The 11931-nt window shown below is 71.0% G+C and carries 15 protein-coding genes; 11 read left to right on the top strand and 4 right to left on the bottom strand.

Features of this window, described 5'->3' with window-relative positions:
• The first annotated feature begins 3 nt into the window (after positions 1-3).
• The 5 genes from OHT77_RS43360 (at position 4) to metX (ending at position 5216) form a co-directional block, all read left to right on the top strand.
• Positions 4-1038: an LLM class flavin-dependent oxidoreductase gene (locus OHT77_RS43360; RefSeq protein WP_328833869.1), complete on the top strand. Its 1035-nt coding sequence runs from the start codon at positions 4-6 to the stop codon at positions 1036-1038.
• A 1-nt stretch (position 1039) separates the two neighbouring features.
• On the top strand, positions 1040-1795 hold the full coding sequence (locus tag OHT77_RS43355) for an alpha/beta hydrolase (protein WP_328833868.1): 756 nt from the start codon (positions 1040-1042) through the stop codon (positions 1793-1795).
• A 55-nt stretch (positions 1796-1850) separates the two neighbouring features.
• The gene (ssuE, locus tag OHT77_RS43350) at positions 1851-2408 is read left to right on the top strand and encodes an NADPH-dependent FMN reductase (RefSeq protein ID WP_328833867.1); all 558 of its coding nucleotides are present in this window, start codon (positions 1851-1853) and stop codon (positions 2406-2408) included.
• Between the two features lie 304 nt (positions 2409-2712).
• Entirely contained in the window at positions 2713-4074 is a 1362-nt protein-coding gene (locus OHT77_RS43345) for a bifunctional o-acetylhomoserine/o-acetylserine sulfhydrylase (protein WP_328833866.1), read from the top strand.
• Positions 4071-5216: a homoserine O-acetyltransferase MetX gene (gene metX, locus OHT77_RS43340; protein WP_328834497.1), complete on the top strand. Its 1146-nt coding sequence runs from the start codon at positions 4071-4073 to the stop codon at positions 5214-5216. The genes OHT77_RS43345 and metX overlap by 4 nt, the downstream gene beginning before the upstream one ends.
• Positions 5217-5226: 10 nt before the next feature.
• On the opposite strand, the gene OHT77_RS43335 is transcribed toward metX, so the two are convergent.
• Entirely contained in the window at positions 5227-5733 is a 507-nt protein-coding gene (locus tag OHT77_RS43335) for a MarR family winged helix-turn-helix transcriptional regulator (RefSeq protein ID WP_328833865.1), read from the bottom strand.
• Positions 5734-6069: 336 nt separating this feature from the next.
• Entirely contained in the window at positions 6070-6435 is a 366-nt protein-coding gene (locus tag OHT77_RS43330; RefSeq protein ID WP_328833864.1) for a hypothetical protein, read from the bottom strand.
• Positions 6436-6598: 163 nt separating this feature from the next.
• Between OHT77_RS43330 and OHT77_RS43325 the strand changes: the two genes are divergently transcribed.
• The 3 genes from OHT77_RS43325 (at position 6599) to OHT77_RS43315 (ending at position 8245) form a co-directional block, all read left to right on the top strand.
• Positions 6599-6949: a hypothetical protein gene (locus OHT77_RS43325; RefSeq protein WP_328833863.1), complete on the top strand. Its 351-nt coding sequence runs from the start codon at positions 6599-6601 to the stop codon at positions 6947-6949.
• Positions 6946-7785 (top strand): hypothetical protein, encoded by an 840-nt coding sequence (locus OHT77_RS43320; RefSeq protein ID WP_328833862.1) that lies wholly within the window; start codon positions 6946-6948, stop codon positions 7783-7785. Before OHT77_RS43325 ends, OHT77_RS43320 begins: the two co-directional genes overlap by 4 nt.
• Positions 7786-7876: 91 nt before the next feature.
• Positions 7877-8245, top strand: coding sequence for a roadblock/LC7 domain-containing protein (locus OHT77_RS43315; RefSeq protein WP_266775319.1), 369 nt, complete (start codon positions 7877-7879; stop codon positions 8243-8245).
• Between the two features lie 119 nt (positions 8246-8364).
• Here OHT77_RS43315 and OHT77_RS43310 read toward each other — a convergent pair whose 3' ends face one another.
• Positions 8365-8994, bottom strand: a complete 630-nt coding sequence (locus tag OHT77_RS43310) for a TetR/AcrR family transcriptional regulator (RefSeq protein WP_328833861.1) — start codon at positions 8992-8994, stop codon at positions 8365-8367.
• Between the two features lie 70 nt (positions 8995-9064).
• On the opposite strand from OHT77_RS43310, the gene OHT77_RS43305 reads away from it, so the two are divergent.
• Together OHT77_RS43305 and OHT77_RS43300 are read left to right on the top strand one after the other, a co-directional pair.
• Positions 9065-9934, top strand: a complete 870-nt coding sequence (locus OHT77_RS43305) for a ketopantoate reductase family protein (protein ID WP_328833860.1) — start codon at positions 9065-9067, stop codon at positions 9932-9934.
• Positions 9935-10051: 117 nt separating this feature from the next.
• The gene (locus OHT77_RS43300) at positions 10052-10522 is read left to right on the top strand and encodes a dihydrofolate reductase family protein (RefSeq protein ID WP_328833859.1); all 471 of its coding nucleotides are present in this window, start codon (positions 10052-10054) and stop codon (positions 10520-10522) included.
• Between the two features lie 29 nt (positions 10523-10551).
• Here the strand turns inward: OHT77_RS43300 and OHT77_RS43295 are convergent, their stop codons facing one another.
• A complete protein-coding gene (locus tag OHT77_RS43295) occupies positions 10552-11241 on the bottom strand; it encodes a M24 family metallopeptidase (RefSeq protein ID WP_328833858.1) in 690 nt (229 codons plus the stop codon).
• Between the two features lie 262 nt (positions 11242-11503).
• On the opposite strand from OHT77_RS43295, the gene OHT77_RS43290 reads away from it, so the two are divergent.
• Entirely contained in the window at positions 11504-11923 is a 420-nt protein-coding gene (locus tag OHT77_RS43290) for a TOBE domain-containing protein (protein ID WP_266775314.1), read from the top strand.
• The last annotated feature ends 8 nt before the right edge of the window (positions 11924-11931 follow it).

The following is an 11931-nucleotide window of genomic DNA, read 5'->3' as shown; positions in this document are numbered from 1 at the left end:
ACCATGACGAGCGAGAGACCACGCTTCCGGCTCGGTTTCCTCACCCATGTCCAGGGCCGGGACGACGACATCGCCCGCACCTACCGCAACGCGCAGGAACTCTTCGTCGTCGCCGACGAGTTGGGCTTCGACGTCGGCTGGGTGGCCCAGCACCACGTCCCCCTCGGGGGCGGCGGGCTGTCCTCGCCGTGGACCTTCCTGGCCCACGCGGCGGCCCGCACGACCCGCATCCGGCTCGGCACCGCCATCACCGTCCTCCCTCTGGAGGATCCGGTGCGGCTCGCCGAGGACATCGCCACCGTCGACACGCTCAGCGGGGGCCGGGTGGAGCTCGGCGTGGGCAGCGGGTCGAGCGCGGTGGAGTACGCCGCGTTCGGCAAGGACGTCGCCCGCAAGCGTGAACTCACCAGCGAGCACCTCGACATCGTCCGGCAGGCGCTGGACCGGCGTGAGGTGGGCACGCCCGGCTTCCGCATCCAGCCCCGGCCCGGCGACTTCAACGACCGTGTGTGGCAAGGGGTGTTCAGCGAACAGGGCGCCGCGTTCGCCGCGCAGGGCGGTTCGAATCTGCTGCTCAACCGTGCGGCCTACGGCTTCGACGCGCCCACCGACGAGGTCCAACGTCCATGGGCGGACGCCTACTTGGCCGCCTGGGAGGGGCCGCGCCGCCCGCGCATCGGCCTGTCGCGGTTCGTGTTCCCGGCCAAGGACCGGCGGACGGCGCTCGCGGCGATCGGCGACGACGTCCACCGGGCGGCGCTGCGGATGGCGGAACACGGCGCGTTCCCCAAGGGCCTCGGCCAGGACGAGGCGTTGCGCCGCTTCCACTCCTTCTACGGCCATCCCGAGGAGATCGTCGCGGAGCTCGGACAGGAGCGGGTGCTGCCTGTCGCGACCGATCTGATCACCCAGTTCAACCCCGCCGTCCCCGACCACGACGCGGCCGTCCGTGCCCTCGAACTCATCGCGACCGAGGTGGCACCGGCGTTGGGCTGGCAGCCCGCGCCGACGGCCGCGACCGTATCCGCAGGAGTGTGAAATGACCCAGTACAGCGACTACTTCGGGCCCGAGGGCCTGCGCGTCCGGGGCACGGTCCTGGTCGTGCCCGGCCGGGGCGAGACCCGCTCGACCTACACCCGCTTCGGCAGGCGGCTCGCCGCCGACGCCTACCGGGTCCGGGTCGTCGACGCCCCCGATCTCGGCACCGAGGATCTGACCGCCCTCGCCGCCCGGCTCTCCGAAGCGGCCGAGGACACGGCCGCGGACGACGGTGTCGTACGACCGCTCGTCCTCGTCGGAGCCGACTCGGGTGCCGCGGCCGTGGCCGCGCTGCTCGACCGGGAACCCGGCGTCCGGCCCGACGCCGTAGTCCTCGCGGGCCTGCCCGGCCGTTCCCCCGGCTCCGCCGCGACCGCCGGCACCTGGGACGAGGAACTCGACGTCCGCACCTCGTGCCCCGCCCATCGGGGTGCCCTCACCGAGGACCCCGAGGTGCGGCGCGGTTCGCTCGACGAGGCGGTGCCGGAGGCCGTGCTCGGTGCCGCCTACGACAGCGAGAGCGCCGTACCGACTCTGCTGCTGGTCGGTGACGCCGATCCGCTCGCCGATCACGAGGCGCTCGCGCAGTCCGCCAAGTCCCGTGCCGCAGCCCGGCTTTCGGTCGTGCACGGGGCTCATCACGATGTGCTCAACGACCTCCAGCACCGTTCGGCGGCCGCCGAGGTCGTCACGTTCCTGGAGACCCTGCGCAACGATCTGCGGCCGCTGGTCACGGTGCGGTCGAGCGCCTGGTGAGCGTCCGCCCGCCCGCTCGGAACGTCGTCTGAACCCCGATCACGGAAGGTCCGTCATGGCCTCGATCCTGTCCGTCTCCGGCAGCCCCTCCCCCACCTCACGCACCACCCGCCTCCTGCGTCACCTGGACGACCGGCTCCGCCTCCAGGGCCATGACGTGACCCCGCTGGAGGTGCGCACCCTGCCCGCGCAGGCGTTGCTGGGCGCCGACTTCGGGCACCCGGCGATCACCGCCGCCACGGCGCTGTTCGAGCAGGCGGACGGGGTGGTGATCGGCACACCGGTCTACAAGGCCGCGTACTCGGGCCTGTTGAAGTCGCTCCTCGATCTGCTCCCGCAGTACGCGCTGACCGGCAAGACGGTGCTGCCGCTGGCCACGGGTGGCAGCACGGCCCATGTGCTGGCGATCGACTACGCGCTGCGTCCGGTGCTGAGTTCCATGGGGCCGTCGCACATCGTGCCGGGGTGGTTCACGCTCGACAAGGACATCACGGTCGGCGAGGACGGCACGCTGACCGTGGCGTCCGCCACCGCGACGGCGCTGGAGCAGGTCACGGACCACTTCTCGCGCGCGCTGGGCGGCCGTACGGCGGTGCTCGCCTCCGCGGGGTGACGGCACCGGGTCCGGCGTGGTTGTGGCAGTCGTGTTTCAACTGCCCACGTCACGCTGGTCCTCGGCCACCGGCTGTGGTTCTCTCACGGTATGACCGTGCTCGTGACCCGCCGCCACGTCGACTACGTGCGTGTCACCAGCACGGGGTGTTCCGCCGCGAGCTGACGCTCCGCTCCGGCATCCGATCCCCCTCCTCACCACCGCGCCGCGCCGTCCTCCGTCCTGCCCTTGTCCGGTCGGGGCGGCGGCCCCGCGGTCGTGCCACGCACCCCAGCACCCCGCACGCTCCGCACAAAGGAGAACCATGAGCCAGCCCATCGACTCCGTCGCCGCGGGTCACACCCCCGAGGACGAGCCCGCAGGTCCCGACACCTCGGCCTGGTCGTTCGAGACCAAGCAGATCCACGCCGGTGCCGTGCCGGACCCGACGACCGGGGCGCGGGCGACGCCGATCTACCAGACCAGCTCGTTCGTCTTCCGCGACACCCAGCACGCGGCGGACCTGTTCGCGCTGGCCGAGCCCGGCAACATCTACACCCGTATCCACAACCCCACGCAGGACGTCTTCGAGCAGCGCGTCGCCGCCTTGGAGGGTGGCGTCGCCGCGGTCGCCCTGGCCTCCGGGCAGGCCGCCGAGACCCTCGCGATCCTGACGGTGGCGTCCGCGGGTGACCACCTCGTCTCCAGTACGTCCCTGTACGGTGGGACGTACAACCTGTTCCGGCACACGCTGCCGAAGTTCGGCATCGAGGTGTCCTTCGTCGACGACCCGGACGACGCCGAGGCGTGGCGGGCGGCGATCCGGCCGAACACGAAGGCCCTGTTCGCCGAGACGCTCGGCAATCCGCGCGGCAACGTCCTGGACGTCCGTGCGGTGGCCGACGTCGCGCACGAGGCGGGCGTACCGCTGATCGTCGACAACACCGTGCCGACGCCGTACCTGCTGCGGCCGATCGAGCACGGCGCCGACATCGTCGTCCACTCGGCGACGAAGTTCCTCGGCGGGCATGGCACCACGATCGCCGGTGTCGTGGTCGACGGCGGCACCTTCGACTTCGGCGCGCACGCGGAGCGGTTCCCCGACTTCAGCGAGCCGGACCCCAGTTACCACGGGCTGCGGTACTGGCCGGCGCTCGGCCCGGGCGCCTTCGCGGTGAAGCTGCGGGTGCAGCTGCTGCGCGACCTCGGCCCGGCGATCTCGCCGCACTCGGCGTTCCTGCTCCTCCAGGGCGTGGAGACGCTGAGTCTGCGCATCGAACGGCACTCGTCCAACGCGCAGGCCCTGGCCGAGTGGCTGGAGCAGCGCGACGAGGTGGCCGCCGTCCACTACCCGGGACTCGAGTCCAACCGCTGGTACGAGGCGGCCCGGCGGTATCTTCCGCGCGGTGCCGGTGCGGTGCTGGCCTTCGAGCTGCGGGACGGGGTCGAGGCCGGTAAGCGGTTCGTGGACGCGGTCGAGCTGTTCAGTCATCTCGCCAACATCGGGGACGTACGCAGCCTCATCATCCACCCGGCTTCCACGACCCACAGTCAGCTGGACGAGGCGCAGTTGGCGGCGACCGGTACCTCGCCGGGGCTGGTGCGTCTTTCGGTCGGCATCGAGAACCTCGCCGATCTGAAGGCCGACCTGGAGGCCGGGTTCCGCGCGGCCAAGGGCGCGTCCTGAACACCGTACCGACACCGTCAGGGGTCCCTCTCCCGCCGGCCTCCGGGGCCTGGCGGGAGGGGGACCCGCCCGGGCGCCGTAAGTGGCACGCCCGGGAGAAGCCCCTCGCCCTGGAGGCGGGGGGTGAACTGCCCGGTGTACGACTGGCGTTCGAGACCTGGGGGCGGCTCGCGCCGGACCGGTCGAACGCCGTGCTGGTGCTGCACGCGCTCACCGGCGACAGCCATGTCGCTGGTCCCGCGGGGTCGGGTCACCCCACCGCCGGCTGGTGGGACGCGCTCGTCGGACCCGGCCACGTCCTGGACACGGAACGGTGGTTCGTCGTCGCGCCGAACGTGCTCGGCGGCTGCCAGGGCAGCACCGGCCCCTCCTCGCTCCGCCCGGACGGGCGACGGTGGGGCGGGGCCTTCCCGTTCCTGACCCAGCGCGACCAGGTCGCCGTTGAGGCCGGTCTGGCGGATGAACTGGGCATCGGGCGCTGGGCGTTGGTGGTCGGCGGGTCCATGGGCGGGATGCGGGCGCTGGAGTGGGCCGTGACGTACCCGGAGCGGACGGCGGCGCTCCTGCTGCTCGCGACCACCGCGTCGGCGAGCGCCGAGCAGATCGCCTGGGCCGACATCCAGCTGCACGCGGTCCGTTCGGACCCGCACTGGCACGGCGGCGACTACCACGGCACCGGCCGGGGACCCGACGTCGGACTCGGCCTTGCCCGGCGCCTGGCCCATGTCACGTACCGCAGCGAGCCGGAGTTGGCGGTCCGCTTCGGCCGTGCGGCGCAGGGTGCGGAGGATCCGTGGGACGGCGGCCGGTACCAGGTCGAGTCGTATCTCGACCATCACGCCGCCAAGCTGGTGCGCCGTTTCGACGCGGGCAGCTACGTCACGCTGTCGGAGGCCATGAACAGTCATGACATCGGCCGCGACCGGGGTGGCACGCGTGCCGCGCTGCGCCGGGTGACGGCGCGGACCCTGGTCGCGGGGGTCGACTCCGACCGGCTCTATCCGCCGTACCAGCAGGCCGAGTTGGCGGCCGGGATCCCCTCGGCGGACCGGCCCCGGGTGATCGAGTCGCCGTACGGCCACGACGGGTTCCTGATCGAGACGGAGCAGGTCGCCGCGCTCGTACGCGAACTCGTCGGCTAGCCGTGCTGCCTTAGCGTCGGCGCCAGGGCAGCGCCTCCTGGTCGTCCCCGGCGTCCTCCTCGCGATGCAGCGCCGCGTTGATGGCCTCGCCGATCTCCGCGAACTGGCGTACCTGCTCGGGCGTCAACGCGTCGAAGACCGCGCGGCGTACGGCCTCGACGTGGCCGGGGGCGGCGCGCTCCAGGAACGCGCGGCCCTGTGCGGTGAGCACGGCGAGCTGGCTGCGCCGGTTCTCGGGGTCCTCGTGCCGGTCCAGGTAACCGGCCTCCTGGAGGCGGGTCACGGCGTGGGTCAGCCGACTGCGGGTGATCTTGAGGCGCTCGGCCAGCTCCGACATCGTCAGGGTGCCCTGCGGGATCGAGGACAGGTGGGCTAGCAGGATGTAGTCGGAGTGCGTCATCCCCGCGTCGCGGCGCAGCTGGCGGTTCAGGTGGTCGGAGAGGAGCGTGGAGAACTCGACATAGGCGAGCCAGGCCCGCATCTCCTCGGCATCCAGCCAGCGTGGCGTCGTGGTCATGGTCGCACTGTAACCGCCGTGGTTTGAACCCTAAAACTGACCGGCCGCATGCCCCGCTCGGGGACGGCGGAAGTGGCGCCTCCGCGCGGGAGCGGAACGTGGTAGAGGGAAAGCGGTGCGACGAGACCGCGACGGAACTCTCCTATGGCGCACCAGAAAATGGACTAGACAATTTCGGGCCGGTCGGCCAATGGGCGCGAGCCGTCGGGGACGTTCCCGAAGCCGAGCGTGTTCCCGAATGCGGCACCCCGGAGAACCGGGCGGCCCCGGTACCGAATTGCCGTTCCGGGACCGCCCGTTGTCACGACTACTCAATTGTCATATGCCCCGCTGCTTTCACACCTCCAGGGACGCCTCAAGCCGCTTGAGGTGATGCCTCGCCAGCGCCAGATTGCTGCGCTCGCGGTCCAGCGCCAGATACAGGAAGAGCGAGCCGCGGGTGCTCGCCAGCGGTCTGATCAGGTGGTACTGCTGACCGAGGGTGATCAGGATGTCCTCGATGCTGTCGTCCACGTTGATGGACTTCAGCGTGCGCTGCTTGGCCCGTACGACCTCGGTGTTGCCCGCCCCCGCGACCTCCAGGTCCAGATGCGGTCCGCCGCCGAGCGCCCCCAGCGTCATGCCGCTCTCGTAGTCGACCAGGGACGCCCCCAGGGCCCCGTCGATAGTCATCGCTTCCTTGAGTGTCGCCTCAATGTTCACGTGGTGCCTCGTTTCCCTCACGAGCCGGCGAGATTCAGCATCTCGCCACGAAAACGGTCGCAATGCGAACCGTGCGGGTAACAGACAACACCATCTTTGGTCAGAGTTGCGATAGTTGGCAAACAAAGTAGTCTGCTCGCCAGAGTGACTGAAGGGGGGACCTTTGTCATCGCTCGACGCCGCACTGGGCCGTGCCCTGACCACGCCCGGTATCAGCGGAGCCGCGGTACTCGATGCCGTCACCGGCCTTTCCTATGCGGAACTCGGTGAGGTGAGTGCCGGTCAGGACTCCTGCGAAATAGCGGAGTTGGCCCGCACCCGCCTCATTCGGGCAGGCGCGGAAGGGGAGTTGGAGAGCATCATCGTCACCACTTCCACGCGACACCTCGTGACGATCCAACTCCCGCGACAGGGCGACCCCTTGCTGTTCTGCGCGACGGTCGACCGCGACCGCACCAATCTCGGCTCGGCGCTGCGCGAACTGCGGCTGCACGCCGACGAGTTGCTGGCATGACGGAAAGCACCGAGGAGCCGCTGCCCGACTCCCGCAACGTTCCCGCCCTGTTGGCGGCACTCCGGGCCCAACGGCGGTCCTGCACGGTGGTCGTGACGGGCACGCCGGGTGGCTCGATCCATGTGCGCGACGGTCTGGTGGTGGCCATGGAGACGCCCGGGGCGCCGGGCGTCGAGGGTCTGCTGCTGCGGTCGGGCCGGATCGACGAGCGGGCGTGGTCCGCGGTCCGCGCCTCCGACACCACGCATGAACACCTCGCCGCCGGACTGGTGGACCAAGGACTCGTCGGCGCGGGCGAGTTGGAGGTCGTCAGCCTGAGCGCGCTCTTCGACGCCGCCTTCGCGCTCTCCCTCGCCGTACCCGACGGCTGGGAGGTCACCGACCCCGTGCCGACGCTGTACCGCAACGCCGGAGTCACCCCCGAGCGTCTCCTCGGCGAGGTGTCCCGACGCCTCAACGCCCTAGCTGGGGAGCCCGGTTCGGCCGCCGCGCTCGCCCGCACCCTGCTGCGGCCGGCGTCGGCCGCGCACCTGCCCGAGACCCCGGGCACACTACCGGCCCGGCACCGCGCGGTCCTGACCGCCACGGACGGCCGCCGCACCGCACGGGACATCGCCTTCACGCTCGGCCGGGGCCTCTTCGCCGTCATGCTCGACCTGCGCCACCTGCTGGACCGCGGCCTCGTCGAACCCCACACACCCCCGCCGGACCGCCGGCCGAGCACGGCACCACGGGTCGCCTCCACGACGGCGACGCCCTCCGCGCCCGGCCCCGCGTCGCTCCCCCGTCGGCTCCCCGGCCGGAACTCCGTACCCGCGCACCGGCCCCACGACTGACCCCGAACCGTCCGCCCCCGGCCGCGTCCCCACCGCGTTCCCCTCCTGCCTCGTTGTCCCACCGCATGCACGCAAACAGGAAGAAGACGCCATGAGCGACCCCGTGACCGACCTCCTCATCGCCCTGCGGGACAACGTGATGGGAGTCACCGAGACCACCCTCGCCACCAGCGACGGGCTCGTCGTGGCGAGCGACACCACCAAGACCCACCCCGAGTCCATGGCCGCGGTGGCGGCGGCGACCCTCGCTCTCGGCAACCGCCTCGCCGACCAGGGCGGCACCGGCCACCTCCGTGAGATCAGCGCGAGTTGCAGCACGGGCCATGTCATCGTGACGGCCGTCGGGGACCGGGCACTGCTCGCCGTGGTGACGGACGACGGCCTCGACCAGGCGGCGTTCCGACGCGAGATCCCTGCGGTGACGGCGAAACTGCGGCGGCATCTCGACGAGGACGTGTAGCCGGACTCCCGCATCTCGCGGACTCACGGCTCCACGAAGAAGGCGTCGCCACTCAACGGGTGAAGACCTGGAAGACCTCGAAGAACCCGGACCACGCCGCCGGCCTCTGTCTCGGGCCGTCAAGGCCCTACAGGTGGCGCACTCATCGCTGCCGTCAGGAACGTGATCGCCCAACGCCGGGCCGCCTCGCCCGCTACCGGCGACGCGCAGCCAGGGGAAGGCTGCTGGTGGACCTGGAGGCGGTCGACGGCCGTCACGGCGAAGATCCCCCGCATCCGGAACGACAGTTCCTCCGGAGAGAGGCCGGGCAGGACGCGCGCGAAGGCCGCGAAGTAGCGCTCTCGGACCGAGTCCTCGGCCTGACCGGTCCAGCTGCGTGCCTCCTCGGCCGGGTCGCTGAGGATCGTCACGATCAGCCGGGACGCCCGGGCGCCCCCCTCGTCGTCGGCCGGCATCTCGTCGAACAGCGGCCCCGCGAACGCCTCCACCAGTTCGCCGACCGATGGGTCGGGGGTCCCGGCGAGCAGCTTGTCGAGCCCGGCGCACTGGGCAGCGGTGATGGGCTCGACCACGCGGCGGACGACCGCCGCCATCAGCTCGGCCTTCGAGCCGAAGTGGTAGCCGACGGCTGCCAGGTTCGCTCCGGCGCGTGTGGTGATCGCGCGGACCGAGGTGCCGCGGTATCCGTGCTCGGCGAAGAGGTGCTCGGCCGCGTCAAGGATCTGGGTGCGGGTGTCTGGGGTCGCCACACGAGGGACTCTACCTATGCTTGAATCAAACGAACGTATGAATGAAACGAGCGTATGAAAGAGGGCTTCCATGAAACTGCTCGTGTACGGCGCCGGGGTCTGCGGCAGCCTGTTCGCCGCGCGCATGCACGAGGCAGGCCACGACGTCACGCTCCTCGCCCGGGGCGAACGTCTGGCCGCCCTGCGTCGGCAGGGAGTACAGCTCGCCGAGGAGGACGGCCCTGTCAGGCGGGTGCCGATACCGGTGACAGAGCACCCGGGCGGGGAGTACGACCTGATCACCGTCTTCGTCCGCACCCACCAGGTGGATGCGGTGCTGGCATCACTCGCCGGTGTCCGAGGTGACGTGCTGTTCCTGCTCAACTGGGCAGCCGGACCGGAGACGTTGGGCGCGGTGATCGGCCCCGAGCGGGTGCTGCTCGGTTTCCCCACGACCGGCGGCACGATGGACGGCGACGTGGTCCGCCACCGCAAGCCCGGCTTCCTCACCCGCCGGGTCCCGATGCCGATCGGCGAGCCCGACGGCCGTACCACCCCGCGGCTGGCGCACATCGTGGAGACATTCCGTGCTGCCGGGATCAACGCCAAGGCCGAGCCGCGGATGGCGGCCTGGCTCAGGACGCACGCCGCGTTCGAGGCCCCGCTCGGCCAGGCGGCGCACGCGGCGGGCGGCCCGGTGGAGCTGGCCGACGACTCGGACGCGGTACGCGGCATGCTCCACCTCATGCGAGAGAACCTCGCCGCGATGGAGACGCCGCCGGTACCTCGCGCGTTCGCCGCCTTGCGGACTCTGCCGCAAGGGCTCCTGGTAGCCGTGCTCCGGCGCTTCCTGAAGAGCCCGACGGCCGTGAACAGCGGGCTCAGCGACTCCTCTCCCGCCACGGCGGCCGAACTCGATCAACTGGCCGAACAGCTCCGTGCCCCGGCGGGAGCCCGCTGAGCGACCCCGGACCGCGAACACCTCACTGACGTCACCATCGACAACCCCGGCGGCGACGGCGGCGAGCCGCTCTTCGAGTGGATCCACAACCTCGCGAGCTGGCGGGAGCGGCAGGGCATGACCGGTGGGGAGGAGAACCGTGACTCCGAGTTGATGCGCGAGTGGTTCGACGCCACCGGTGCGGTGGTGATGGGCCGGATGATGTACGACACCGGCGAGGAGTTCTGGGGCCACAACCCGCCGTTCCGGACCCCGGTCTTCGTCCTCACCCACCGTCCCCGCCCGACGCTCGTCAAGGAGGGCGGCACCACCTTCACGTTCGTCACCGACGGGATCCACAGTGCGCTCGACCGGGCGAAGGCCGTCGCCGGTCACCGGAACGTCGACATCGCGGGCGGTGCGAGCACCCTGCGCCAGTACCTCGCCGAGGGCCTCATCGACGAACTCCAGCTCCAAGTGGTCCCCGCCCTCCTCGGCGCGGGCCTCCGCCTCTTCGACGGACCGGGCCGACTCCCGCGCCGCGTCGAACCGCTCAGGGTGGAGGAGACGCCCCTCGCCACCCACTTGAAGTACCGCTTCGTGAAGTGACGGGGCGGAACGGACGGGCCCAACCGCCGTCAGAGGGTGAGGAGTTCCTCGTAGAAACCGCCGAATCCCCGTTCGCGGTCGACGAGATGGATCTCCAGGATCCAGTGGCAGGTGCGGCCGGTCTTGTCGGTGCGGCGCATCGGGGTCTCGTTCTCGGGCGTGACGTACGACTCGACGTGGGCGCCCTCGATCGTCTCGTGCGGGAACTCGCCGACCAGGTGTCCGGCGTGCCAACCGCCCAGTTCCCAGCCCGCCTTCTCGGCGAGGCGGGCGACCTCGGTGTACAGGTCCGCGCCGGTGATGTCCGGGGTGTTCTCGAAGAAGCGCCGCCCGGCCGCGAACACCTGGGGCAGGTCGTCCCGCAGCCGTTGCTTGACGGGGTCGTCGCCGAGGACGAAGGTGCGGCCGAAGTCGGCCTCGTACTCCTCGAAGATCGGCCCGAAGTCGGCGAACACGATGTCGTCCGTGCCGATCACCCGGTCCGGCGGGTTCTCCTTGTACGGCTTGAGCGTGTTCGGCCCCGAGCGCACGATCCGCTTGTGCCAGTGCCGGGTCGTGCCGAACAGTTCGTTCGCGAGGTCCCGGATCCGGTCGCTGACGGCCCGCTCCCCCTCACCGGGCGCCACGAGCCCGCGCTCCTTGATCTCCGCGAAGAGCAGCACGGCCTTGGCCTGGGCGTCGAGCAGGCGGGCGGCCCGCGTGGGTTCGTCATCAGCCATGGGGCGAACCTAGCCAGCTAGATCGTTCCCGGCAACGGGATTCCATGGCCGGTCCCGGCCGCTACGTGGTCCGGTGCCGTCGGGCCGGCGCCACCGCCGTTCCTCGCCGCATCCTCCTATCTGCCAGGGGGAAGCGAACTCCCGGCTGGCGGATGCGACGGGGTCTGTGACGGGCGTGGCCGGAACGGCTAGTTTGTGGACTCACCGTCGGTGATAAATCCGGCAATCCGCACCTTTTCTCTTCTCTGTGAGGCGTTCCGTCATGAGCTTGAGCATCCGCAACCAGATTCCCGGCACCGTCACCGCCGTCACGCCCGGCGCGGTGATGGCGACCGTGAAGGTGCGCCTCGACGGCGGCCAGGACCTCACCGCGGCGATCACGCTGGAGGCCGTGAAGGACCTGGGGCTCGCCGAGGGCACGGCCGTGCGCGCCATGATGAAGTCCACCGAGGTCGCGCTCGCCACGAGTCGGGTCGAAGGCGTCTCCATCCGCAACCAGCTGCCCGGCACGGTCAGCGATGTCGCCACCGGCGGCGCGATGGCCGTCGTCAAGGTCACGGTCGACGGGGGCGAGCTGACCGCGGCGATCACCAAGGACGCCGTCGGTGACCTGGGCCTGCGCACGGGTTCGCCGGTCGTCGCGCTGATCAAGTCGACCGAGGTGTCCCTGGCAACCGTCTGACACGGGGC

This window comes from Streptomyces sp. NBC_00252 (genome assembly GCF_036187565.1).
GTDB lineage: Bacteria > Actinomycetota > Actinomycetes > Streptomycetales > Streptomycetaceae > Streptomyces.
Note: the sequence above shows the minus strand (reverse complement) of the source record. Positions and strands in the feature narration are given on the sequence as shown.